Annotated in this window: 19 protein-coding genes and 1 tRNA gene; 17 read left to right on the top strand and 3 right to left on the bottom strand. The window is 65.4% G+C overall.

Annotated elements, in window-relative coordinates:
- The first annotated feature begins 97 nt into the window (after positions 1-97).
- Both GUY37_RS10405 and rsrA read left to right on the top strand, forming a co-directional pair.
- Complete coding sequence (locus tag GUY37_RS10405) at positions 98-754, top strand: sigma-70 family RNA polymerase sigma factor (protein ID WP_407645352.1); 657 nt, start codon at positions 98-100, stop codon at positions 752-754.
- Positions 751-1,008 carry a mycothiol system anti-sigma-R factor gene (gene rsrA / locus GUY37_RS10400; protein WP_152346714.1) on the top strand — a complete coding sequence of 86 codons (258 nt, stop codon included), beginning with the start codon at positions 751-753 and terminating at the stop codon, positions 1,006-1,008. Before GUY37_RS10405 ends, rsrA begins: the two co-directional genes overlap by 4 nt.
- 100 nt (positions 1,009-1,108) lie before the next feature.
- On the opposite strand, the gene GUY37_RS19505 is transcribed toward rsrA, so the two are convergent.
- From GUY37_RS19505 to GUY37_RS10390, 3 genes are all read right to left on the bottom strand, one after another.
- Entirely contained in the window at positions 1,109-1,183 is a 75-nt protein-coding gene (locus GUY37_RS19505; RefSeq protein WP_098731028.1) for a 50S ribosomal protein bL37, read from the bottom strand.
- Positions 1,184-1,332: 149 nt separating this feature from the next.
- On the bottom strand, positions 1,333-1,947 hold the full coding sequence (locus GUY37_RS10395; protein WP_166825280.1) for a GDSL-type esterase/lipase family protein: 615 nt from the start codon (positions 1,945-1,947) through the stop codon (positions 1,333-1,335).
- On the bottom strand, positions 1,944-5,654 hold the full coding sequence (locus GUY37_RS10390; protein ID WP_166825277.1) for a multifunctional oxoglutarate decarboxylase/oxoglutarate dehydrogenase thiamine pyrophosphate-binding subunit/dihydrolipoyllysine-residue succinyltransferase subunit: 3,711 nt from the start codon (positions 5,652-5,654) through the stop codon (positions 1,944-1,946). The genes GUY37_RS10395 and GUY37_RS10390 overlap by 4 nt, the downstream gene beginning before the upstream one ends.
- A 102-nt stretch (positions 5,655-5,756) precedes the next feature.
- Between GUY37_RS10390 and guaB1 the strand changes: the two genes are divergently transcribed.
- From guaB1 to prfA, 15 genes are all read left to right on the top strand, one after another.
- Positions 5,757-7,214, top strand: a complete 1,458-nt coding sequence (gene guaB1, locus GUY37_RS10385; RefSeq protein ID WP_166825274.1) for a GMP reductase — start codon at positions 5,757-5,759, stop codon at positions 7,212-7,214.
- 131 nt (positions 7,215-7,345) lie between these two features.
- Positions 7,346-8,677, top strand: coding sequence for a hemolysin family protein (locus GUY37_RS10380; protein ID WP_152346710.1), 1,332 nt, complete (start codon positions 7,346-7,348; stop codon positions 8,675-8,677).
- The gene (locus GUY37_RS10375; RefSeq protein ID WP_152346709.1) at positions 8,674-9,735 is read left to right on the top strand and encodes a hemolysin family protein; all 1,062 of its coding nucleotides are present in this window, start codon (positions 8,674-8,676) and stop codon (positions 9,733-9,735) included. The genes GUY37_RS10380 and GUY37_RS10375 overlap by 4 nt, the downstream gene beginning before the upstream one ends.
- 364 nt (positions 9,736-10,099) lie before the next feature.
- Positions 10,100-11,137 (top strand): M15 family metallopeptidase, encoded by a 1,038-nt coding sequence (locus GUY37_RS10370; protein ID WP_166825271.1) that lies wholly within the window; start codon positions 10,100-10,102, stop codon positions 11,135-11,137.
- A gap of 113 nt (positions 11,138-11,250) precedes the next feature.
- A tRNA-Arg gene (locus GUY37_RS10365) sits at positions 11,251-11,326 on the top strand.
- A 120-nt stretch (positions 11,327-11,446) separates the two neighbouring features.
- Positions 11,447-12,220 (top strand): ABC transporter ATP-binding protein, encoded by a 774-nt coding sequence (locus GUY37_RS10360; RefSeq protein WP_166825268.1) that lies wholly within the window; start codon positions 11,447-11,449, stop codon positions 12,218-12,220.
- Entirely contained in the window at positions 12,217-14,766 is a 2,550-nt protein-coding gene (locus GUY37_RS10355; RefSeq protein ID WP_166825265.1) for an ABC transporter permease, read from the top strand. The genes GUY37_RS10360 and GUY37_RS10355 overlap by 4 nt, the downstream gene beginning before the upstream one ends.
- Positions 14,767-14,815: 49 nt before the next feature.
- Positions 14,816-15,991, top strand: a complete 1,176-nt coding sequence (locus tag GUY37_RS10350; protein WP_166825263.1) for an MFS transporter — start codon at positions 14,816-14,818, stop codon at positions 15,989-15,991.
- Between the two features lie 83 nt (positions 15,992-16,074).
- Positions 16,075-16,905: a DALR anticodon-binding domain-containing protein gene (locus tag GUY37_RS10345; protein ID WP_166825260.1), complete on the top strand. Its 831-nt coding sequence runs from the start codon at positions 16,075-16,077 to the stop codon at positions 16,903-16,905.
- Positions 16,905-18,344 (top strand): diaminopimelate decarboxylase, encoded by a 1,440-nt coding sequence (gene lysA / locus GUY37_RS10340; protein ID WP_166825258.1) that lies wholly within the window; start codon positions 16,905-16,907, stop codon positions 18,342-18,344. The genes GUY37_RS10345 and lysA overlap by 1 nt, the downstream gene beginning before the upstream one ends.
- Positions 18,345-18,379: 35 nt before the next feature.
- Positions 18,380-19,687 carry a homoserine dehydrogenase gene (locus GUY37_RS10335; protein ID WP_166825255.1) on the top strand — a complete coding sequence of 436 codons (1,308 nt, stop codon included), beginning with the start codon at positions 18,380-18,382 and terminating at the stop codon, positions 19,685-19,687.
- Between the two features lie 2 nt (positions 19,688-19,689).
- Entirely contained in the window at positions 19,690-20,775 is a 1,086-nt protein-coding gene (thrC, locus tag GUY37_RS10330; RefSeq protein ID WP_166825252.1) for a threonine synthase, read from the top strand.
- Between the two features lie 2 nt (positions 20,776-20,777).
- Entirely contained in the window at positions 20,778-21,680 is a 903-nt protein-coding gene (gene thrB, locus GUY37_RS10325) for a homoserine kinase (protein ID WP_166825249.1), read from the top strand.
- Between the two features lie 224 nt (positions 21,681-21,904).
- Entirely contained in the window at positions 21,905-23,905 is a 2,001-nt protein-coding gene (gene rho / locus GUY37_RS10320; RefSeq protein ID WP_166825246.1) for a transcription termination factor Rho, read from the top strand.
- 1 nt (position 23,906) lies between these two features.
- Positions 23,907-24,983: a peptide chain release factor 1 gene (gene prfA / locus GUY37_RS10315; RefSeq protein WP_152346698.1), complete on the top strand. Its 1,077-nt coding sequence runs from the start codon at positions 23,907-23,909 to the stop codon at positions 24,981-24,983.

Raw genomic sequence — 24,983 nt, 5'->3', positions numbered from 1 at the left:
TAGTGGGACGCCAGTCCGATGTTGTACCGGGTGAAGCCATTCGACGGGTGCAGACGGGTGCATCCGTCGCGAAGTCGACAGGCAGAAGGAGAAGTCTATGAGCGCCACTGCCGTCCTGGAGAGAACGGGCGTACCATTGACTGCGATGACCGAATCAGTCAAAGAAGTCCCCGAAACCGATGCCGAGAGGTCGGCTCGTTTCGAGCGGGATGCTCTGGAATATGTCAATCAGCTCTACGCGGCTGCTCTGCGCATGACCCGCAATCCTGCCGACGCCGAGGATCTCGTCCAGGAAGCCTATGCGAAGGCCTATGCGGCCTTCCACCAATACAAGCCCGGAACCAACCTCAAGGCCTGGCTGTACAGGATCCTGACGAACACCTTCATCAACAACTATCGCAAGAAGCAGCGCCAGCCGAAGGAACACGGCAGCGAGGACATCGAGGACTGGCAGATCGCCCAGGCGAACAGCCACTCGTCCTCTGACGGGCGTTCCGCCGAGCTCGAAGCCCTCGATCACCTTCCCGACACCGACGTCAAGGAGGCGCTCTCGGCGCTGCCCGAGGACTTCCGCATGGTCGTCTACTATGCCGATGTCGAAGGCCTGCCGTACAAGGAGATCGCCGAGATCATGGAGACGCCGATCGGCACGGTGATGTCGCGACTGCACCGCGGGCGCCGACAGCTGCGGGAGATGCTGGCCGATTACGCTGCCGAACGCGGTTTCGTGGATACCGAGGGAGGTGCGAAATGAGCAACGAAGGATGCTGCGAGAGCGTCAGGGCCGAGTCTCTGACCCGCATCTACCACTACCTCGACGGAGAGCTGACGACGACGGAGATCCGTGAGATCTCGATCCACCTCGAACAGTGCCCGTCGTGCCACGACGAGTACGAGATCGAAGCGCTGCTGAAGGAACTCGTACGACGGTCATGCAGCCACGATCGGGCACCGATGGGCTTGCGCGAGAAGATCCGGCAGCGGATCGCTCTCGAACAGAACTCCTGACCGGAGACCCGGACCCACCACGGGAACACCGGACACAACGAAAGCGGGAAGAGAATCGAATCTCTTCCCGCCTTCGTCATTCACTGAGCGAATCAGCGAATCATGCGTTTGGACGCTTGCCGTGGTTTGCTTTCTTACGGCGGCGATCGCGACGCTTACGGCCACGCTTGCTCATTGTGCCCTCCTTTGATAGACGGTTAATTGTCTCATGATCGCCCGAGCAGAGCAAAGCCGGACCTGGTCACAGACCTTGCCGAATCGGCTCGAGGGGATAGTGCGCTCAGGCGCCGTGGATGGTTGCTCGGCTGTCCTCGCAGACTCTGCTCAGCTGTCGCCGAGGACGTCCTGGACCCCCAGCCAGTTGAACCAGCCGCGGTGCAGGACCAGCCAGGCCAGCAGACCGTAGCCTTCCTGTGCCGGCAGATGGTTCCGTGACGAAGCGACTTCACGCTGCCATACGGGATGACCGAGGAGCGGAGTGAAGGTGTCGACGTAGGTGATGCCGCGCCTCTTGGCCACATCGGAGAAGCTGGCATTGAGCTCGGCGATGCGACGATTGCGGTCCCCGTCGTGCTCCGGCGGTGGGCCGAGCACGAAGGTCGAGACCTTCCGGGCCAAGGCCTCGTCGAGGATGTTGGCCACATCGAGGCGGGCCCGGGCCACCGAACGACCCGAATCGAGATCCCCGGAGGCCAGAGCCAGCACCAGACGATTGTCTCCGTCCGGAGTGAACCGCAGAGACGCCTCGGCGATGGTGCGCGCATGGAGCCCTGCGGTGTCTTCAGCCGGCACCGCCAGCGGATACACCTTGAGCTCCGGCACGCTCGGCAGAGTCCTCGCCGTCACCCGACCGACCCACCCGAGACCACGGCCATCGCCGTGGCCGGCGACCAACGGGCCTCCGACCACGGCGATGGTTGTGGTGATGTCGCTGCTCACCGGCTGAAGATCCGGTCGACGAGTTCCTTCTGCTGCACATCGTGGAAGTGCTTGAGCCCGGTCGAGGTGGCTGCAGAAGCTGCACGGGAGATGACCTTGACCTCACGGCCGCCGAGGAGCTCGGGCAGATGCAGGGCCATGAACGGCCATGCACCCTGGTTCTCCGGCTCTTCCTGAGCCCAGACGATTTCGGCATCGGCCGGGAAGCGGTCGAGCACGGCGGTGATTCCTGCCTCGTCGAGCGGGTAGAGCTGCTCGAGGCGGACGAGAGCCATCTTCGTGTCGCCGTCCTTCTCGCGCTTGGCCTTGAGCTCCCAATAGAGCTTGCCGGAGACGAGGACGACACGCTCGACCTGCGAGGCGTCGACATCCGTATCGTCGATGACAGCCTGGAACTTGCCCGAAGTGAATTCTTCCGGCGAGTTCGCCGCGGCCTTGAGGCGCAGCATCGACTTCGGGGTGAAGACGATGAGCGGACGCTTGTTCGTCGTCGTGGCGTGGCGACGCAGCAGGTGGAAGTACGAGGCGCCCGAGGACGGGTAGGCGACCGTCATATTGTTCTCCGCACACAGCTGCAGGTAACGCTCGATGCGGCCCGATGAGTGGTCAGGTCCCTGCCCTTCATAGCCGTGCGGCAGGAGCATGACGACACCGGAGTTCTGCTGCCACTTCTGCTCGGAGGAGGAGATGAACTCGTCGATGACCGTCTGCGCACCCTGTGCGAAGTCGCCGAACTGAGCCTCCCACGCCACGAGGGCGTCCTTGCGCTGCACGGAGTAACCGTATTCGAAGCCGACGGCTGCGTACTCGCTGAGCAGGGAGTCGTAGACCCAGAAGCGGGCCTGATCTTCAGTGAGGTTCTGCAGGGGGGTCCACTCGTTGCCGTTGGTCGAGTCGATGAGCACCGAGTGGCGTTGGACGAAGGTTCCGCGGCGGGAGTCCTGGCCGGCCAGACGCACCGGCACGCCGTCCATGAGCAGCGATCCGAAGGCCAGCAGCTCGGCGAAGCCCCAGTCGATTCCGCCCGACAGCGACATCTCCTTGCGCTTCTCGAGCAGCGCCCGCAGCTTCTTGTGAACCGTGAAGCCTTCGGGAATCTCGGTGAAGGCCTCGCCGATGCGCTGGAGCATCTCGGGGCTGATGGCCGTCTCGGCATCGTTGAAGGTCTCGATATCGCTGGGCTCGTAGGGAGCGTTGAACGCTTCTCCGTCGTAGGGGCCGGTCTCGGCCTCCTTGGTCTCGGCGAAGGCCGATTCCAGCTTCGACTGGTAGTCCTTGAGCGCCTCGGCGGCTTCTTCGTCGGTGATGCACTTCCTGCCCACCAGCGATTCGGTGTAGAGCTTGCGCACCGAACCCTTCTTCTCGATGAGCGAGTACATCGTCGGCTGGGTCATCGACGGATCGTCGCCCTCGTTGTGGCCGCGGCGGCGGTAGCACACGAGGTCGATGACGACGTCCCGGTTGAATTCCTGGCGGTATTCGAAGGCCAGGCGAGCGGCCCGGACAACGGCCTCGGGATCATCGCCGTTGACGTGGAAGATCGGGGCGTTGATCGACTTGGCCACGTCCGTGCAGTAGAACGAGGAGCGCGCCGAGGCGGGGGGAGTGGTGAATCCGACCTGGTTGTTGATGATCACGTGGACCGTGCCGCCGGTGCGGTAGCCGCGCAGCTCGGAGAGGTTGAGCGTCTCGGTGACCACGCCCTGACCGGCGAACGCGGCATCGCCGTGGACGAGGACCGGCAGCACGGTGAAGCCGGACTCGCCCTGGTCGACGAGGTCCTGCTTGGCGCGGACGATGCCTTCGAGGATCGGGTCGACGGTCTCGAGGTGGCTGGGATTGGCCGCGACGTAGACGCCGGTGGTGTTTCCCGAAGGCGAGGTGAACGAGCCCTCGGTGCCGAGGTGGTACTTGACGTCGCCGGAGCCCTGCACGCTGTCGGGCGACATCGTGCCGTCGAACTCACGGAAGATCTGCGCATAGGATTTGCCGGCGATGTTCGTGAGCACGTTGAGACGACCCCGGTGGGCCATGCCGATGGCGACTTCGTCGAGACCGGTGTCGGCGGATTGGTTGAGGATCTCGTCGAGCAGGACGATCGCGGACTCGCCGCCTTCGAGGCTGAAGCGCTTCTGGCCGATGTACTTCGTCTGCAGGAAGGTCTCGAAAGCCTCAGCAGCGTTGAGGCGTCCGAGGATGTGTCCCTGCTCGGAGCGGGTCAGCTCCTGGTGGGGCACCTCGATCTTCGACTGGAACCAGCGGCGCTGGACCGGGTCGGCGATGTGCATGTATTCGAAGCCCGTGGTGCGGCAGTAGCTCTCACGCAGCAGTCCGAGGATGTTGCGGAAGGGCATCATCGGCTTCGAGCCGAAGCCGCCGGTGGGGAACTCGCGTTCGAGATCCCACAGGGTCAGACCGTGCTGGTTGATGTCGAGGTCCGGATGGGACCGCTGCCGGTAGACGAGGGGATCGATATTGGCCATGAGGTGGCCGCGCGTGCGGTAGGCGTCGATGAGTTCGATGACGCGCGCAGTCTTGTTGACGTCGTCCTGGTCCTCTGCGGAGACGTCGGGAACCCAGCGCACGGGTTCATAGGGCAGGCGCAGGGATTCGAAGACATCGTCGTAGAAGCCGTCTTCGCCCAGCAGGTAGCTGTGCACGAGCTTGAGGAACTCACCCGAGCCGGCGCCCTGGATCACGCGGTGATCGTAGGTCGAGGTCAGGGTCAGCACCTTGGACACGGCCAGGGAGTTGATGGTCTGCTGGCTGGCGCCCTGGAACTCGGCAGGGTAGTCGAGCGCGCCGACGCCGATGATGCAGCCCTGACCCTTGGTCAGACGCGGCACGGAGTGGACGGTGCCGATTCCGCCGGGGTTGGTCAGCGAGACCGAGGTGCCGGCGAAGTCGTCGGCGGTGAGCTTGCCCTGTCGCGCCTTGTCGACGAGACCGTCGTAGGCATCGACGAACTGGCGGAAGGTCAGTGTCTCGGCCTTCTTGACATTGGGCACCAGCAGAGTCCGGGATCCGTCCTTCTTCGGCACGTCGATGGCGAGACCGAAGTTGATATGGGCGGGCGAGATCATCACGGGCTTGCCGTCGCGGACGTCGTAGGAGACATTCTGCGAGGGGAAGTTCTGGAGGGCGCGGATCACGGCGAAGCCGATGAGGTGGGTGAAGGAGACCTTTCCACCGCGGGTGCGCTTGAGGTGCGAGTTGATGACGATCCGGTTGTCGATGAGCGCCTTGGCAGGCAGTGCCCGGACCGAGGTGGCGGTCGGGACTTCGAGCGACTCATCCATGTTCTTGGCGATGAGCTTCGCAGGGCCGCGCAGGGGAGTGATCGTCTCCTCCGGTGCGGGCTTCGGTGCGGTCTCCTTCGGGGTGACCTTCGGCACGGACTTGGTCTCGGCCTTCAGCGTCTCGGACTCAGCCGAGGACGGGGTGACCCCGCGTGAGGTCGCCGGCGCCGCAGCGGGGGCAGAGGCCTTGGCATCCGATTTCTTCGCAGCCGGCTTCGCCTCCTGCTTGGCAGCGGGCTCGGCAGCGGACTGAGCGCCTCCGCCGTTCTTCTCGTACTTGTCGAAGAAGGGCCACCAGGACTGGTCGACCGAATTCTTATCTGACTTGTACTGCTCATACAATTCCTCGACCAGCCACTCATTCGACCCGAAGTCTTCAACGGTGCGGTTCGGAGTATTGACGGACACGGCGTTGATCGCCTACTTCCTGATTCAAGACTTGCTGCTTAACGACATCTCCAAGCCTAACGTGATGTGCCATCGAATGTGCAGTTAAGGGACAATAGTGTTATGCGTTTCATCTCAAATGACCCGAACAACGATCTCACCTACTCCGATGTCTTCCTCGTCCCGAATTCTTCGGCGCTGACGTCGCGCTTCGACGTCGACCTCACCGCAACCGATCCGACCGGGTCGACGACCCCGCTCGTCGCGGCGAATATGACCGCCGTGTCCGGTCGTCGGATGGCGGAGACGATGGCACGTCGCGGGGGACTGGCGGTGCTGCCCCAGGACATCCCGCTGACCGCGGCCGAGGAGACCATCGCCTGGGTGAAGAGCCGCGACCGGATCTTCGAATCCGCACTGCGCTTCGCGCCCGAGGACACGGTGCTCAACGCTCTGCACGTGCTCGCCAAGCGTCCCCACGGCTTCGGCGTCGTCGTCGACGCCGCGGGACGCCTCGAGGGAATCATCAATGCCGCGGATCTGCGCGGCGTCGACCGCTTCACCTCGGTGGCGGAGCTGTCGGACTCCTCACCCCATGTCATCCGCGCCTCCGAGGTCGACTGGGAGGACTCTGCACAGCTGGAGTCGCTCTTCGAGTCGATGACCGAATCACGTGCGGAATTCGCCGCCGTCGTCGACGATGAGGACACGGTGCTCGGCAGCCTGACTCCGAACTCGCTGCTGCGCTCGTCCATCTATACGCCCAATGTCGATGATCAGGGACGGCTGAAGATCGCCGTGGCCATCGGCGTCAACGGCGCCGCGGTCGAACGCGCCACGGCTCTGGTCGAGGCCGGCGCCGATGTCCTCGTCGTCGATACCGCCCACGGCCACCAGGTGAAGATGCTCGACACGCTCTCGGCGATCGCCGATGCCGAGCTCGGGGTGCCGATCGTGGCCGGAAACGTCGTCACCGCCGAAGGGGTCCGCGACCTCGTCGCCGCCGGTGCTCAGATCGTCAAGGTCGGGGTCGGTCCAGGAGCGATGTGCACGACCCGGATGATGACCGCAGTCGGTCGTCCGCAGTTCTCCGCAGTGCTCGAATGCGCCGAGGCCGCTCGCGAGCTGGGTGCCCATGTGTGGGCCGACGGCGGAGTCCGCTACCCCCGCGACGTGGCCCTGGCGCTGGCGGCCGGAGCCTCGCAGGTCATGGTCGGATCCTGGTTCGCCGGCACTCATGAATCCCCCGGCGACCTGCTCGTCGACGGCGAGGGCCGGAAATTCAAGGAGAGCTTCGGAATGGCTTCGGCTCGGGCCGTGGCCAACCGGACCCGCACCGAGTCGGCATTCGCGCGGGCACGTAAGGGACTGTTCGAAGAAGGCATCTCTTCGTCGACCATGTACATCGACCCTGAATCTCCTGGGGTCGAGGACCTGCTCGACGGCATCACGTCGGGTGTGCGCAGCTCCTGCACCTACGCCGGAGCCGGTGATCTCGCGGAGTTCGCGCGCCTGGCCGCTGTCGGAGTCCAGAGCGCTGCCGGCTACGAAGAGGGCCGACCGCTGTCGGGAAGTTGGTAAGATCTCCTCATGCACAGTGACAGTCCCGGCCGGCGGGAAGCCGGCGCCCCAGATGATGACTCTCACCCCGCGAGGGTCTCACACTTCACCTGCTCTGCTCTGCAGATCGCGAACGGCGGGGACAGTCACTGATGGAATGGATCCTCCTCGCCCTCGCGCTGCTGCTCATCCTCGGCACCGGAGTCTTCGTCGCAGCCGAGTTCTCACTGCTGACTCTCGACCGCCATACCGCCGATAAGGCGGTCGAGGAGGGCGTCGTCGGCGCGAAGACGCTGCGGCGCTCGATGACCCACCTGTCCACCCAGCTCTCGGCGGCGCAGGTGGGCATCACGATCACCACACTGCTGACCGGCTACCTCATGGAGCCGTCCTTGGGCAGACTGTTGGCGCCGCTGTTCGAAGCCTGGGGCGTCGGTCCCGGTCTCGCCGCACCGATGGCGCTGACCATCGCCCTCATCGTGTCCACCGTGGGATCGATGATCTTCGGTGAACTCGTGCCGAAGAACCTCGCCATCGCCGTGCCCCTGGCGACCGGCCGCATCGCAGCTCCGATGCAGTACGCGTTCTCGATCGTCTTCAAGCCCGTCATCGTGGTCCTCAACGGCACAGCGAACAAGATCCTCATGTCGATGGGCATCGAACCGCAGGAAGAGGGCTCGGTGGGCCGTTCTCCGGAGGAGCTGACCTCTCTCGTGCGCCACTCCGCCGAAGAGGGCGTGCTCGACGAACAGACGGCAGGTCTGCTGGAGAGGACCCTGAGTTTCTCCGAGCGCACCGCAGAAGACGTCATGACCCCGCGCACACGCATGTCCACAGTGGACAAGGACACCACGGCCCGACAGATCATCGAACAGGCCCGGGACACCGGATTCTCCCGTTTCCCCGTGGCCGCGGAGGACAAAGACCACATCGTCGGCGTCGTCCACGTCAAACAGGCCTTCGCCGTGCCTCCGGGCAACCGCGACGACGCCTACGCAGGAGGACTGATGACCGAGGTCCGTGAGATCCCGGAGACTCAGCGTCTCGATCCGCTCCTCTTGGAGCTGCGAGCCACCGGCCTGCAGATGGCTGTGGTCGTCGATGAGTTCGGCGGCACCGCCGGAGTCGTCACCCTCGAAGATGTCGTCGAAGAGCTCGTGGGTGAGGTCGCCGACGAACACGATCGGATGCGTGTCGCGGCGAGACCGGCACGCGACGGCTCCTGGATCGTGCCGGGTCAGCTGCGACCCGATGAGATCTCATCGACGATCGGCGTGACCATCCCGGAGGACTCGGACTACGAGACGCTGGCAGGATTCGTCCTCAAGGAACTCGGACGGATTCCCGAACCGGGTGATGAAGTCCGCACCGAGGATGCCCTCATCGTCGTCGAGCGGATGCACGGCCGGCGCATCGAACGCCTCCGGGTGGTGCTGCGCGCCGCCGACGCGGGGGCCTTTGAAGCAGGAGGTGAGACCCGATGAGCGCCGATTGGTTCGGACTGGTCTGGCTGGTCGTTCTGCTGCTGGGCAACTCCTTCTTCGTCGCGGCCGAATTCGCGGTGGTCGCGGCCAAACGTTCACAGATCGAACCGCGTGCGGCCGAAGGCTCTGCAGCGGCGAAGACAGCCCTCTACGCGATGGAGCACGTGTCACTGATGCTGGCGATCTGCCAGCTCGGCATCACCGTGTGCTCCCTGCTCCTGGGCAACGTGGCCGAACCTGCCATCCATCATCTGCTCGCCGGACCGCTCGAGGGTCTGGGCATCCCTGCGGGACTGTCCTCGACGATCTCCTTCGTCCTGGCGCTCGGCGTCGTGACCTATCTGCACGTGGTGATCGGTGAGATGGTGCCGAAGAACCTGGCTCTGGCGGCATCCGGTCAGGCAGTGATGCTGCTGGCGACACCGCTGGTGTTCCTGGCCAGAGTCTTCGGCTTCGTCATCCGTCCGCTCAACGGACTGGCCAATGGGATCCTCCATCTGTTCAAGGTGGAGGCTCGCGACGAAGTCAACGAGGCCTTCACGATTGAGCAGGTCGAATCGATCGTGGCCGAGTCAAAGCGCGAGGGACTGCTCAGCGATGACACCGGGCTGCTCAAGGGCGCCATCGAGTTCAGCGACAAGACCGCGGCGGACATCATGGTCCCGATGTCCGAGCTGATCACGATCTCGGACAAGGTGACCCCGAACGAGCTCGTGACCCTGGTCGGAAAGACCGGTTTCTCTCGGTACTTCGTCGTCGGTGACGACGGGTATCCGCAGGACTATCTCCACATCAAGGATGTTCTCTACGCCGATACCGATGAGGCCTTCGACGCTCCTGTGCAGAGCAAGCGCTTCCGCCCGCTGTTCACGGTCACTGCCGATGACGAGGTCGAAGAGGCTCTGGCACAGATGCAGAAGGTGGGAATCCACGTCGCCCGCGTCATCGACTCGCAGGCCCAGGTGCTCGGCCTACTGTTCCTCGAAGACGTGCTCGAAGAGCTCGTCGGCGAGGTCCAGGATGCGATGCAGCGGGGTCGATTCGACTTCCGCAGCTGAGCATTCTCCAGCGGCCGAGCCGCCCGGCTCACTCGCTCGCAGCGACGGCGGCCCCCTGTCAGATGCAGGGGCCGCCGTCGCGTGGCTGTGCCTGCGCAGGTCGGGGAGGACGCCGTGCCACGGAGAGTCCCTGTCGTAATCGAATGTGTAACGGATGGTAACGAAACAGTGATCCAGGACGCCTGGAGTAGGTCAGCTGTAGTGATCCGCAATCAGTCATCTTCAGCAAATGACCTGGTCACACGCCGTGTATGAACTGAAGGTGACATTCTGTAACGATGTCGTTATAGTGTTGTGACATAAGCTTTCGGGCGCCCGGTTCAGGGCCTCCACCACACAATCTTCACCAACAGTATGGAGCACTATGTCGAGTGAGCTCTCGACCGTCGAGGCGCCGCCGGTTCGCCGACGTGATCTGCGCAAGCAGAACGCCTCCTCGCAGGTTTCGACCATCACCTCCTCGCGGTCCGTGACATCGCAGTCTCCGCGCAGCGCATCGGCCACCCTCTCGCCCCGTCGTGCGGCCATGGCCGCGGAGGTCCGCGCCGCCGCGGGTTCACCACGACGAGCCGCGATGGCCGAAGAGGCTTCGCGGCCGATGACTCCTGCGGGGCACACCTCGACGCTGGCCGCGGCCCGGCTCGGCACCCGCGGCTCGGACGGTTCGCTGCTGCGCTCGGTCCGTCGTCGCCAGGTCACGACTTTCTCCGCTCTGGCCACCGTCTCGGTCACCGGTACCGCCATCGCCGCTGTGATGGTCGCCGGAAACATGAGCGGCAACCAGGAAGTCAAGGTCGACGACACCGCCGCTCAGTCCGAGCCGCGTGCGATCAACGCCGAATCGGTCTCCGCTGACATCAAGGTCGACGATGACGACAAGACCTCGATGACCATCGGCGCCCCGAGCGCCAAGCAGACGAAGGTCGACGCCGCGTCCCGTGCGATCACAAAGACCGTTCTGCCCGGCTGTGACGAGGCGGCGCCGAAGGGCGATGCAGGCAACGGCGAACTGCCCGACGAGTGGCTGTGCGAGATCGGCGTGGGCAATCACAAGCTGCGCTCCGACGCGGCTGTGTCGTTCGCGAAGATGAACGCCGCGTTCAAGAAGGACACCGGGAAAGATCTCGCGGTCACCGACTCCTACCGGTCGCTGGAATCGCAGGTCTCCGTCGCCGCTCGCAAACCCGGCTTCGCGGCGCGCCCCGGAACGTCGAACCACGGTTGGGGACTGGCGCTGGATCTCGGTGCGGGAACGCAGAACGGAACCGGTCAGCAGTACGAATGGCTCGTTGCCAACGCCGACAAGTACGGGTGGGAGAACCCGGACTGGGCCAAGCGGAACTCCTATGAGCTCTGGCACTGGGAATACGTCCCCGGACGCAAGGCCATGAAAGGCGCCTGATCCGCTCGAATACGGCTGATCACAGCTTCACGAGACCGTGTGCAATCCTGCGAGGACTGCACGCGGTCTCGTTTTGGTCGGTGGTGTCCAACGGTGATAGGGTTGCATCCGTTGCCCGCGTAGCTCAGTGGATAGAGCGTCTGCCTCCGGAGCAGAAGGTCGTAGGTTCGAATCCTGTCGCGGGCACCACCACCGCCCATCTCAACTGCTGAGGTGGGCGGTTCTGCATTCACGGCCCGAGTGGTCGGCGCCGCAGACAGGATCTAAGGTAGTCGGAGACGAGACCCGAACCGTGATTTGAGGCATGCGATGTCGAAACCTGCTGATGAGCCCGGCCGGACGAACGCGGGCGATGACGATATCGTCCTCCGGGCGCAGGGCCTGCGCAAGAGCTTCGGCCGCGGCGATACAGCAGTCGATGCGCTCGACGACATCAGCGTCGACTTCGAATCGGGGCGCTTCACCGCCATCATGGGCCCCTCCGGCTCCGGAAAGTCCACGTTCATGCATGTCCTCGCCGGCCTCGACCGCGTCGACTCGGGGTCGATCATCATGCGCGGCAGGGACATCACCCGGCTCAATGACCGCCAGCTGACTCAGCTGCGCCGTGACCGGGTCGGCTTCATCTTCCAAGCCTTCAATCTCGTGCCGACGCTCAGCGCAGAGCAGAACATCGAGCTGCCGGTGTCTCTGGCCAGAAAGAAGATCGATCGCGAGTGGAAGGCAGAAGTCGTCGAACGGCTCGAACTCGGTGATCGTCTCCGGCATCGACCGCATGAGCTCTCCGGTGGTCAGCAGCAGCGAGTCGCCGTGGCCCGGGCCCTGCTGACTCGACCGGACGTCATCTTCGCCGACGAGCCCACCGGAAACCTCGACTCGCATGCCGGGGCCGAGGTTCTCTCGCTTCTGGGGCGTGCCACGACTCTGTACGGTCAGACGATCATCATGGTCACTCACGATCCCGTGGCGGCCTCCCACGCCGGTCGGGTCGTTCTCCTCAAGGACGGGCGTGCCACCGGCGAAGTCCATCAGCCGACCCGAGAGAGCGTGGTCACCGCGCTGAGCGAACTGAGTTCTCTGTGATCGCAGTCGCCCTCGCGCAGATCCGGATCCACTGGGCCCGGTTCCTCGCAATCGGCCTCGGCATCGCCTTGGCGGCGGGATTCGTCGCGACGACCCTGATCATCAACTCCTCACTGCAGGACAGCCTCGAACATGCGGTCGGCCGCTCATTCGAGAGAGCCGACCTCACCGTCATCCCGGACAGAGACGTCTTCGTCGGGGGAGACGAAGCCGCCCCGCTGCTCACGCCCCTTGCCGAGGTCGAGGGCGTGAAGACCGCGTCTCTGTCGGCGCGCACCGTGAGCACGGGGCGGGGTGCCGCGTTCTCCGAAAGCTCCTTCGCACTGTCTCCGGTGTCTGCCGATGAGCGACTCGACACTTTCGACATGGTCTCCGGCCAGAGACCGGAAGCGACGACCGACCTTGTGCTGGACACCCGCACGGCGAAGGACCTCAACGTCGGAATCGGTGATGAGATCCGTTTCACCGTCGATGCGGTCCCGGTGGAGAGCGGGAACGATGACATGCCCATCTATCGGGGCCCGAGTCAGAGCAGCGTCACCTTCTCGGTCGTCGGAATCGCCGAAATGGGACAGGACCCGGCACTGCCGGGGGCTACCCGGGCACTGACGACGGCGTCGGGCTATCAGGAGTACTTCGCCCAGCAGGGTGACGTCATCGCCATCCAGATCGCCCTCGATGACGGCGCGGACCCGGAGACGGTGCGTGCTCAGCTGCAGAAGGTCATCGACGGTTCGGAACTGGACGGCAGCCTCGAAGCACTTGCCGTGGACGACGCCGTGGCGGTGAAGACCGACCGGCTCTCCGGCGGCAACGCCGTCGTCACCGGAATTCTGCTCGTATTCGCAGGGATCTCCGTCATCGTGGCCATCCTCGTCGTCTCCAACACCTTCTCCGTCATCGTCGCCGGTCGCCGCCGCGAATTCGCCCTGCTGCGCTGCCTCGGCGCCACCCGTGTGCAGATGTACGGCTCCGTCGTGGCCGAGGGACTCTTCGTCGGAGTCCTCGGATCAGTCTTCGGCGTCCTCGCCGGGGTCGCGATCAGCCGCGGACTCATAGCCGCAGCCGTGCGCTACTGGCCGGAGGAGTTCCCCTACGACACGCTCACCGTTCCCTTCTCCGCCTTGGTCAGCGGCGTCGTCGTCGGTGCCCTGCTGACGATCGTGGCGACCATCCGCCCGGCCCGCAGCGCCATTGCGGTGACGCCGCTCGAAGCACTCCAGCCCTTCGACGTCTCCATCTCACCCAGGACCCGCGCTCGACCGCGCCACCTCGTGGGTCTGGGCTTCATCGGTGTGGGCATCGTCCTCGTCATCGTCTCCGTCTATGCGGTGTCGACGACGCAGTTCTGGATCCTCGGCGGAGCGCTGGGCGGTGGACTCGTCGTCACCGGACTGGTCATCAGCTCGGCGAAGATCATCCCGCCCGTCGTCGCGTGGACGGGGGAGGTGCTGTTCAGTCCCTGGGGTGTGCCCGGACAGCTGGCGACCCTGAACACTCTGCGCAATCCGCGACGCACCGCGGCCACGGCCACGGCTCTGATCATCGGTGTGACCCTGGTGGCGACGATCCTCGTGGGCGGGATGTCGACGAAGGCGACCCTCAGCCACGGACTCGACCAGCGCTATCCCGTCGACATCTCCGTGCCGCTGTCGGGACTCGTCGACGATGACGAACTCGATGACGTGCGCGAGATCCCCGGTGTGTCCACCGCGGTCATCGCCCACCGCGCCGAGGCGGTCGAGGAGTTCAAGGGCTCCCGACCCGAGGTCTTCGTCCTCGACCCGGACAGCGCCGAGACCGTGCTCGGGGACGCAGCCGCCGATATCGTCTCCGGTCGGGTCACCGTTCCCGAGGACTATCCCGACCCGACTGTGCGCGTGAGAGGACTCACCGAGATGAGCGTTCCCGTGTACAGGGACGGACTCTCCAGTCTCGCCTTCTTCACCACCCCGGACATCGGCAACGACCTCGGCATCTCGGCAACGACGACGGCCGTGCTCGTCCGCCTCGATGAGGACGTCGACGTCGACGAGATCACACGCATCCGCCAGTCAGTGGCCGAAGCGCTCGACGTCTCCAGCGAAGAGGTCGGCGGCTCCGCCGTCGCTCGGGGCGCCTATTCCGAACTCATCGACGTCATGCTCGCCGGAGCCGTGGCCCTGCTCTTCGTCTCCGTGGTCATCGCGCTGATCGGAGTCTCGAACACGGTCAGCCTCTCCGTCATCGAACGTCGGAGGGAGAACGCACTCATGCGGGCGCTGGGGCTGAGCATCTCGCAGCTGCGGTCCCTGCTGGCACTCGAGGCGGTGCTCATCTCGTCGGTGGCCGCACTCTTCGGCCTCGTCCTCGGCGGAGCCCTGGGAATCGTCGGCACACGGCTGGTCACCCATGACTACTCCAGCGACCTCATCGTCGACTTCTCCGCCCCGTCCTTCCTCGGCATCCTCGGCGTGGCGGTCATCGCCGGCATCCTCTCCGCTCTGGCACCGGCCAGGCGAGCATCTCGACTCTCGCCCGTCGAGGGCCTCAAACTCGACTTCTGATCCGCCCCGGCCACCGGCCGGCGGGTCGGTGTCTGATAGGAAAGACCTCATGAACTCCGCGCGCATCCGCATTCTGATCGTCCTCGGAATCATCATCGCCGCGTTCAATCTGCGCCCCGGAGTCACCGGGCTCTCACCGCTGCTCGACGCCATGGGCGAAGAGATCCATCTGAGCGCGGTGTTCCTCGCGGTCATCGGCATGCTGCCGCCGCTGCTCTACGGCCTCAGCGGGTTCCTCACCCCGCGACTCTACGCCCGCTTCTCCGGACTCGGCCTCACACTGGCCGCCATGCTGATGGTCACGATCGGTCTGGGGGTGCGCGCGGTCATCGATTCGCCGGCTCTGTTCCTCGCCCTCAGCGTGCTCGCCCTGTTGGGCATGGGCATCGGCAATGTCGTCCTCCCGCCGCTGGTGAAATCGTATTTCCCCGACCGCGTGGCGCTCATGTCGACCGTGCACGTCGGGCTGCTTCAGTTCGGCACGTTCATCCCGCCGCTGGTCGCGGTGCCTCTCGCCGGCGGTGTGGGATGGAGAGGCTCGCTGCTCGTGTGGGCCGGATTCGCCGCTCTGGGCGTGATCGCCTGGGTCATCATCCGCATCGTCAGGCCCGCACCGGCCACCGAGGTGGCCGCCGCCGTGGTCGGCGGCAGCGAGCTCTCCCGTCTGCTCCGCAGCCGACGTGCGTGGGCGCTGATGACGATGACGGGACTGACCTCGTTCAACAATTTCATTCTCTTCACCTGGCTGCCGAGCCTGCTGACCCGCTCCGGTTTCGATGCGGCCTTCGCCGGAGCGATGCTGGCCTTGGTCACCGCCATCCCGCTCGTCCTCGGTTTCGTCCTGCCGGCTCTGGCACAGAAGATGAGCTCGGCGTATCGCATCGTCGTCGGCTTCTGCCTCAGCCTGGCCTTGGGCTACCTGGGTCTGTGGCTGCTGCCGACCGCGGCTCCGGTCCTGTGGACTGTGCTGCTGGGCATCGGCATCTCCACGTTCCCGCTCGCCCTGACGCTGATCACTCTGCGCGCACGGGACGCTGAGGCGGCGGCTTCACTGTCCGGCTTCGTCCAGGGCGGCGGGTACCTCCTGGCGGCCACAGGGCCGCTGCTCTTCGCCTTCCTGATCCAGAGCTTCGACACCATGTGGCCGGCGTTCGCCGTGGTGCTCGCCTCGGTGGTCGTCAAGTTCCTCGTCAGCCATGCCGCCTGCCGTCCCGGCGCGATCTGAGCCAGAGCGGCATCCGTCTCGTCATGAGAGCGAAGATGACATCGGATTCGTCCTCGCCGTCCGGCCCCGAGTACTCTGTTCGAGTGACTCCCGAAGACCTGCAGACTGCGCTCGCGCGCGCCTTGGCGACGTCCGAAGCCGGTCTTGTGGCACCGGGATTCGCCGCACACATCGACGTTTCTCCGCCGACTCGATCCGAACTCGGCGACTGGTCGACGCCCGTGGCGCTGCGTGCCGCCGCCGCACCCGAGCGGCGAACCGAGCTCGCAGCACACCTGTGCACCGAGCTGCGCACCCTGCCCGAGGTGGCCGATGCAGACATCGCCGGTCCCGGCTTCGTCAACGTGACCCTCACCCCTGCCGCCCGTGCTCTCGTGGCCTTCGACCTCGCCGCGGCAGCACCGGGAGTCGGGGGAGCGGAACAGGACGGGAACCGGTTCCGAGCACTGCTCGCCGCTCCCGGCCGGGGAACGGCACACGGCTCGGCAGAGCCGCACCTCCTCGACGGGCGCAACGCTCATGTCGATCCGGCCGCACTATATGCCCTCCAACGCGGGCATGCCGCCGCCTGCCGCGAACAGCGACGAGCCCACCGCGCGGGAATCTCGACTGACGCCGCCGCTGCCTCGACGCTCGAACACCCGGACGAGACCCGGATGCTCATCGCCGTGGCAACAGTGCCGTCATCGCTGGAACGGTCGAGCCGCCTCGGCGAAGTCGATCCCTTCCTCACCGCCCTCCTCGAACTCGGCGAGGCGGTCGAGGAGTTCCTCGACCGTTGTGCGGTCACCCCGACGGTCGATGAGGACATCACCGTCATCCATTCATCCCGGCTCCTCGCTCTGAGAGCCGTCATCATCGTCCTCGCCGCAGGACTGAGACAATTGGGCGCTTCGGCCCCGGAGAGGATCTGATGCCCGCACATATCGCAGGGACGCTGCACGCGACCCCGGCCCCGGTGTGGCTGCCGTATCCCGACGACGTCAATGCGCTGCTGCCGAGCCTGTGGTCGGACAACGTCACGAAGACCGACGACGGAGTGCTCACGATCGCCGGTCATTCCGTGATCGACCTGGCCGAGCAGTACGGCACCCCGACTCTCGTCATGGACGTCGAGGACTTCCGCACTCGGGCCGAGACCTACCTGAGCACGTTCTCCCATGCATTCTCCGTCGAGAAGGGACTTGCCGGAGCCGACGTCTTCTACGCCGGCAAGGCCTTCCTGTGCACGGCGGTGGCCCGGTGGGTGCACGCAGCCGGACTCGGCCTCGACACCTGCTCCTTGGGCGAGATGATGATCGCCCGCACCGCCGGAGTCCCCGGAGATCGCGTCGGCCTGCACGGAAACAGCAAATCCGCCGCAGAGCTCGAATACGCCCTCGACTACGGCGTGGCCCGGATCTTCGTCGACAGCCTCGATGAGATCGCACGTCTGGAATCCATCGCCGCTGCCAGAGGCACGGTCGCACCCGTCATGCTGCGAGTCACGGTCGGAGTCGAAGCGCACACTCACGACTTCATCGCCACGGCACACGAAGACCAGAAGTTCGGCCTCTCCCTCGCTGATGGGACCGCTGCCCGGGCCGCCCGGCTGGCCGCCGAATCCGAGCATCTGCGCCTCGACGGCCTCCACTCGCACATCGGCTCGCAGATCTTCGACATCTCCGGCTTCCAAGTCGCCGCGGCCCGTGTGCTGGCCTTCCGTGCCGAAGTCATGGGCGAACACGGCATCGACCTGCCCGACGTCGACCTCGGCGGCGGCTTCGGCATCCGCTACACCTCGCAGGACACCCCGATCCCGGTTGCGGAGATGGCCGAGGAACTTGCGGCCGTCGTGGCCAAGGAATGCCGGGGACTGGGCACGAGCGTCCCCCGGATCTCCATCGAACCCGGACGCGCCATCGTCTCCCCGACGGTGTTCACACTCTATGAGGTCGGCACCGTCAAACAGGTGAGCACCGACAGCGGCACCCGCACCTACGTCGCCGTCGACGGCGGAATGAGCGACAACATCCGCACCGCACTCTACGACGCAGACTATTCGTGCACTCTGGCGAACCGGAACTCGGGCGCAGAACCGGCGATCGTGCGGGTCGTGGGCAAACACTGCGAATCCGGCGACATCATCGTCCGCGACGAATACATGGGTGCCGACGTCACTGCCGGAGACCTCGTCGCCGTTCCGACCACGGGTGCGTACTGCCGGTCGCTGGCGAACAACTACAACCACCTGCCCCGGCCGGGAGTGCTCGCCGTCGAGGCCGATAGAGTTGAGTGGATCGTGACCCCCGAGGACCACACACAGATGTTCGCCACCGACCCGGGGATGGCCGGGGGAGGACAGCCAAGCTGATGAGGCAGAGAGACAAGAGCGGAAAAGGTGAGGAAATGCAGGCACTGAAGGTTGCCATGCTCGGCTGCGGAGTCGTCGGCACGGAGGTCGCCGCCCGCATTCAGAACCGTGCAGAGGGCCTGGCCGAACGCATCGGTGCGCCGCTGGAGCTCAGCGCCATCGTCGTCCGTGACACGTCGAAGGCCCGGCCGGGAATCGATGAGAAGCTGCTCACGACCGACGCCGAGGCGGCCATCGCCGGAGCCGATATCGTCGTTGAGCTGATGGGCGGGATCGAACCGGCCCGCTCGCTCATCACCTCGGCGCTGCGCCAGGGATCATCGGTCGTGACCGCGAACAAGGCGCTGTTGGCCGCCAGCTACGGCGAGCTCATGTCCGCAGCCGATTCCGCCGGTGTCCGTCTCGAGCACGAAGCCGCCGTGGCCGGTGCGATCCCGATCATCCGTCCCGTCGGCGATTCTCTGGCCGGCGACCGGATCGAACGCATCATCGGCATCGTCAACGGAACGACGAACTTCATCCTCGACCAGATGGACTCGGAAGGCTGGGACTTCGACGAGGCACTGACCGCCGCACAGGAGCTCGGCTACGCCGAAGCGGATCCGACCGCTGACATCGGCGGACACGATGCGGCGGCGAAGGCTGCGATCCTGTCCTCGCTGGCGTTCCACGCCCCTGTATCGATCGACGACGTCCACGTCGAAGGCATCGAAGACATCACCGCCGAAATGGTGGAGACCGCTCGGGACCAGGGGTTCGTCATCAAACTCCTCGCCGTGTGCGAACGCGTCGCCTCGTCGCCGACCGGGGCCGGACTCTCGGCGCGCGTGTACCCGGCGCTGCTCGACCGCAACCATGCGCTGGCGTCCGTCCGCGGCGCCTTCAACGCCGTGTTCATCGAAGCCGAAGCGGCCGGCGAGCTGATGTTCTACGGTCAGGGCGCCGGGGGAGCACCGACCGCTTCCGCAGTGCTCGGCGACCTCGTGTCCGTGGCTCGCCGCAAGGTCCTCGGCGGACGCGGACAGTACGAACGTCCCTTCCACGAGGACTACCCGATCCTGCCCATCTCCTCGATCACGACTCGGTATCACATCACCCTCGACGTGGTGGATCGTCCCGGTGTGCTCGCCGCGGTCTCCGAGGTCTTCGCCGACGAGGGGGCTTCCATCGAACTCATGCGTCAGACGATCGGCGATATCGACGAACACGGTGTCCAGCACGCGAAACTCGTGCTCGCCACCCACTCGAACACCGACTCGGCACTGCAGAAGACGGTCGATCGACTCATCGATCTGTCTGTCGTCCACACCGTCAAATCCGTGATCCGCGTAGAAGGACAGTGACAATGAACTACCCCAGACACCAGTGGCAGGGCGTCGTCGAAGAATACCGCAGCCTCCTCGACATCTCCGCTGACACTCCTGCAGTCACCCTCGGCGAAGGCGGGACCCCACTGATCAGGGCGGAGAAGCTCAGCGCGCGCACCGGTGCCCAGGTGTGGGTGAAGTACGAGGGCCTCAACCCGACCTCGTCCTTCAAGGACCGCGGCATGACGATGGCGATCACGAAGGCCGTGGCCCATGGCGCCAAAGCCGTCATCTGCGCCTCGACCGGCAACACCTCGGCCTCTGCCGCCGCCTATGCCACGAAGGCCGGACTGACCTGCGCCGTGCTCGTGCCCAGCGGAAAGATCGCGCCGGGAAAGATGAGCCAGGCGATCGCCCACGGGGCGACCCTGCTCGAAGTCGACGGCAACTTCGATGACTGCCTGACTCTGTGCCGCAAGCTCTCGGAGTCCTATCCGGTCCATCTCGTCAACTCGGTGAACCCCGACCGCATCGAAGGTCAGAAGACCGCGGCATTCGAAGTCGTCGACGTCCTCGGCGATGCCCCCGACATCCATGTTCTGCCCGTCGGCAACGCCGGCAACATCACGGCGTACTGGAAGGGCTACAGCGAATACCGCGAACACGGGGTCTCCCAGAAGCTGCCGCAGATGTGGGGTTTCCAAGCTGCCGGTGCCGCACCGCTGGTGCTCGGCCACCCGGTCGACGAGCCCGACACGATCGCGACCGCGATCCGCATCGGCAACCCCGCCAGCTGGACGCAGGCCGAAACGGCGCGTGACGATTCCGGCGGCGTCATCGATTCGGTCACCGACGACGAGATCCTCGCCGCTCACAAGATCCTCTCCAGCGAAGAGGGCATCTTCGTCGAACCCGGTTCGGCCGCCTCGGTAGCGGGACTGCTGAAGATGGCCGACGCGGGAAGAGTCCCCGCCGATGCGACGATCGCGGTCACCGTGACCGGGCACGGACTCAAGGACCCCAGCTGGGCCCTGCACACCGCGGACGGATCCGATATCGAGCCCGAGCGGGTCTCCGTCGACGCCGTCAGTGCCGCCCGCGCGCTGGGACTCGAGGACAGCTGAGCGTGCGCCTCCGACTCGAGGTCCCGGCCACCTCGGCGAATCTGGGACCCGGCTACGACTCGTACGGGCTGGCCCTCGACATCGTCGACACCCTCACTCTCACCGTCCACGACGAAGCGGTCGACCCGCGCCACTGCGTCGAGGTGACGGGGGAGGGCGCCGAGGTGCTACCGCGGGATCGCACGCATCTGATCATGCGGATCATCGGTGAGGTGCTGGAATCCGAATTCCCCTCCGCCGCGGCCGATCTGGGCCCGCGTGTGTCGCTGGACTGCGTCAACCGGATTCCCCATTCTCGGGGGATGGGCTCATCGGCGGCAGCGGTCGTGGCTGGGATCGGCCTCGCCGCCGAACTCGGTGCCTCGGCCACGGGAGTGCGGCTGAGCCGGGAGCGGATACTGGAGATCGCCACGGCCGTCGAAGGCCATCCGGACAATGCTGCGCCCGCGATCTTCGGCGGCCTCACCGTCTCGCTGTCTGCACCCGTGAAGTCCTGGCAGGTGCCCGTGCGCACACTCGACACGGTCACGGTGCTCGTCCCCTCCTTCCGCCTCGACACCGAGGTCGCCCGGGGGCTCATCCCCGCAGGCATCGATCATGCGATCGCGGCGGACAACTCGGCGCGGGCCGGTTTGCTCGTCCACGGACTGAGCAATGACGCGCGGGTGCTGTTCGAAGCCACCCGCGATCAGCTCCATCAGGAGTTCCGTCGCAGCGCCTATCCGGAATCGATGGCACTCGTCGATTCGCTGCGGGCCGAGGGGCTTCCGGCCGTCATCTCCGGAGCCGGGCCGACGGTGCTCGTCCTCGCCGAGGCGGTGCCCGAGGCCCTCGTTCCGGCAGGCGTCGTCGCTCAGCGCACCGCGATTGACCTCGGCGGTTATCGGGTGAGCCGAGAAAATTGAGGAAACGATTCGCAAGATCGTCTCCGAACAAGTAGACTGTGGGTGTTCCGACAGGGCACGGCTTCCCGCTGTTTTTCACAGGTCCGTCGCCGATGTCACACATTCTGGAACATCTCCTGCTCATTCTTTAGCAGGTTTTCTTTCACAACGCACCGTCAATGGTGTTTCCGTCGCCGTGAGCAAACGGCACATGCCGCACGGCCGAAAGAGGGAGAAGGACCTTCGTGTCTGAAACCACCACTCAGGATTCCACCCCGCGCAGCGGCAGCCTCACAGCGCTGCGGCTGCCTCAGCTCCAAGAAATGGCTGCCGGGCTGGGAATCAAGGGTTACCGTCGCCTTCGCAAGAGCGAACTGATCGACGCCATCAACAGCCATTCGGGCGGATCCGCTGAGGCGAAGTCTGCCCCCGCCGAGAAGAAGTCTGCCGCCGAGCCGGCCGCGAAGGCCGAGAAGTCGGCGGAGAAGCAGGCCGAGAAGAAGCAGGAGTCGACGAACCGTCGCTCTTCGCGTCGTTCGGCCGCATCCGCGTCCGAGGACGCTCCGGCGCTCATCATCGAACCGAGCTCCGACGCCTCGTCGGCGAAGGAGTCGGGTGCAGACCAGTCCGGTGGAGCACCCACCGAGGAAGCGAACGACGACCAGGATCGTCAGCGCTCCCGCCGCAGCCGTTCGCGTTCGCGGGGCTCCGAGTCCCAGACCGACGACCGCGACACCAGCGGCGAGGAGACTTCCGATCGCTCCGGCGGCCAGGACCGCTCCGGCGGCCAGGACCACGGAGGACGCGACAATGACCGTCGCGGCAAGAACAACGAGCGTTCCGACGACAATCGCAACGACCGCAGCGGCCGGGGCAACAGCGACCGGGACGGCGGAAACGACCGCCACGGCGGAAACGACCGCGGACACCGCAACGATCGCGGCGGCAACAACGATCGCAATGACCGCAATGATCGTCGCAACCGCAACAACGACGATGACGACCGCGGCAACAACCGTCGCGGACGGGGCCGGGATCGGAAGCGCCGCGGCCGCGGCAACGACGAGCCGGAAATCCGCAACGACGACGTCCTCATCCCCGTCGGCGGCATCCTCGACGTCCACGACAACTACGCCTTCCTCCGCACCTCCGGGTACCTGCCGGGACCGAACGACGTCTACGTCTCGGCATCCATGGTGCGCAAGAACGGACTGCGCAAGGGCGATGCCGTCGCCGGCGCGATCCGCCAGCCGCGTGAGAACGAGCAGCGGGGCAACAAGCGCGAGAAGTTCGACGCCCTCGTCCGTCTCGACTCCGTCAACGGTCTCACCGTCGACGATGCACGCAGCCGCGTCGAATTCTCGAAGCTGACCCCGCTCTACCCGCAGGATCGTCTGCGCCTCGAAACCACCTCGAAGCTGCACTCGACCCGCCTCATCGATCTCATCACCCCCATCGGCAAGGGTCAGCGCGGACTCATCGTCGCACCGCCCAAGGCGGGCAAGACGACGATCATGCAGCAGATCGCCAACGCGATCACCGAGAACAACCCCGAAGCGCACCTCATGGTCGTCCTCGTCGACGAACGTCCCGAGGAAGTCACGGACATGCAGCGGGCGGTCAAGGGCGAAGTCATCGCCTCGACCTTCGACCGTCCGGCCGACGACCACACCACGATCGCCGAACTCGCCATCGAACGCGCCAAGCGTCTCGTAGAGATGGGCTCCGATGTGGTCGTGCTGCTGGACAACATCACCCGCCTGGGCCGTGCCTACAACATCGCCCAGCCGGCATCCGGGCGGATCCTCTCCGGTGGTGTCGACGCCAATGCGCTCTACCCGCCGAAGAAGTTCTTCGGTGCTGCACGCAATATCGAAGGCGGCGGCTCGCTGACCATCTTGGCCACGGCTCTCGTGGAGACCGGCTCGAAGATGGACGAAGTCATCTTCGAAGAGTTCAAGGGCACCGGCAATATGGAGCTGCGCCTGAGCCGTCAGCTCGCCGACAAGCGCATCTTCCCGGCCATCGACGTCAACGCCTCGAGCACCCGCCGTGAAGAGATGCTCATGACCGGCGAGGAGACCAAGGTCATGTGGCAGCTGCGCCGACTGCTCTCAGGCCTCGAACAGCAGCAGGCAGTCGAACTGCTCATGTCGAAGCTCAAGGAGACCGGCTCGAACGTCGAGTTCCTCATGCAGGTGCAGAAGACGACCCCGCTGCCGAAGTCTTCGACCGACAACAGCTGAGATGGTCGACGACACCCTCTCGGCCAGCGTCAGCGCTCTGCTCGATGAGCATGCGCGGGTGCAGGAGGAACTCTCCGACCCCGCGGTCCACGCCGACGCCGGCCGGGCCAAGAAGCTGACCAGGCGGTACGCGGAACTCGACAGAGTCGCCGCGGCCGCCCGGCACTTCGCCCAACTCGAAGCCGACCACGCAGCCGCCGTGGAACTGGCTGAGGACGATGCCGACTTCGCCGCCGAGGCGAAGCGGCTGTCGGCAGAGATGGACACGGCCGAGGGTGAGCTCAAGGATCTCCTGGTCCCCAGCGACCCGGATGACTCCCGAGATGCGATCATCGAGATCAAGGCCGGCGAAGGCGGAGACGAATCCGCACTGTTCGCCGGCGATCTGCTGCGGATGTATCAGCGGTGGATCGATTCGCGGGGGTGGTCGAGCCAGATCCTCGACGCCACTCATTCGGATCTCGGCGGCTACAAAGACGTCACCCTTGCTGTCAAAGCCAAGGATGACGGCGCCTACGGCTGGGTGAAGTTCGAAGGCGGAGTGCACCGGGTCCAGAGAGTTCCGGTCACCGAATCCCAGGGCCGCATCCACACTTCGGCGGCCGGAGTGCTCGTTTTCCCCGAAGTCGATGAGCCCGAAGAGGTCCAGCTGGACGAGCACGATCTGCGCATCGACGTCTACCGTTCCTCGGGCCCCGGCGGCCAGTCCGTGAACACCACCGACTCCGCTGTGCGAATCACCCACCTGCCGACCGGAATCACCGCGAGCTGCCAGAACGAGAAGTCACAGCTGCAGAACAAGGACGCGGCGATGCGCATGCTCCGCGCCAGGATCCTAGCCAAACAGGCGGAGGAGGCCGCGGCGGAAGCCGCAGACATCCGCCGCTCACAGGTGCGTACGGTCGACCGGTCGGAACGCATCCGCACGTACAACTTCCCGGAGAATCGGATCACCGATCACCGCACCGGGTACAAGGCCTACAACCTCGACCAGGTGCTGGCCGGCGACCTCGATCCCGTCATCGGGTCCTGCCGAGACGCCGACAAGGCCGCTCGCCTCGACGCGCTGGGGGACTGA

This window comes from Brevibacterium limosum, assembly GCF_011617705.1.
GTDB classification, from domain to species: Bacteria; Actinomycetota; Actinomycetes; order Actinomycetales; family Brevibacteriaceae; genus Brevibacterium; species Brevibacterium limosum.
Note: the sequence above shows the minus strand (reverse complement) of the source record. Positions and strands in the feature narration are given on the sequence as shown.

What these genes read in the sequence shown, in the direction of transcription:
- GUY37_RS10405 (WP_407645352.1), top strand. Translation starts at nt 98, where the DNA reads ATGAGCGCCACTGCCGTCCTGGAGAGAACGGGCGTACCATTGACTGCG.
- rsrA (WP_152346714.1), top strand. Translation starts at nt 751, where the DNA reads ATGAGCAACGAAGGATGCTGCGAGAGCGTCAGGGCCGAGTCTCTGACC.
- guaB1 (WP_166825274.1), top strand. Translation starts at nt 5,757, where the DNA reads ATGCGTTTCATCTCAAATGACCCGAACAACGATCTCACCTACTCCGAT.
- GUY37_RS10380 (WP_152346710.1), top strand. Translation starts at nt 7,346, where the DNA reads ATGGAATGGATCCTCCTCGCCCTCGCGCTGCTGCTCATCCTCGGCACC.
- GUY37_RS10375 (WP_152346709.1), top strand. Translation starts at nt 8,674, where the DNA reads ATGAGCGCCGATTGGTTCGGACTGGTCTGGCTGGTCGTTCTGCTGCTG.
- GUY37_RS10370 (WP_166825271.1), top strand. Translation starts at nt 10,100, where the DNA reads ATGTCGAGTGAGCTCTCGACCGTCGAGGCGCCGCCGGTTCGCCGACGT.
- GUY37_RS10360 (WP_166825268.1), top strand. Translation starts at nt 11,447, where the DNA reads ATGTCGAAACCTGCTGATGAGCCCGGCCGGACGAACGCGGGCGATGAC.
- GUY37_RS10350 (WP_166825263.1), top strand. Translation starts at nt 14,816, where the DNA reads ATGAACTCCGCGCGCATCCGCATTCTGATCGTCCTCGGAATCATCATC.
- lysA (WP_166825258.1), top strand. Translation starts at nt 16,905, where the DNA reads ATGCCCGCACATATCGCAGGGACGCTGCACGCGACCCCGGCCCCGGTG.
- GUY37_RS10335 (WP_166825255.1), top strand. Translation starts at nt 18,380, where the DNA reads ATGCAGGCACTGAAGGTTGCCATGCTCGGCTGCGGAGTCGTCGGCACG.
- thrC (WP_166825252.1), top strand. Translation starts at nt 19,690, where the DNA reads ATGAACTACCCCAGACACCAGTGGCAGGGCGTCGTCGAAGAATACCGC.
- prfA (WP_152346698.1), top strand. Translation starts at nt 23,907, where the DNA reads ATGGTCGACGACACCCTCTCGGCCAGCGTCAGCGCTCTGCTCGATGAG.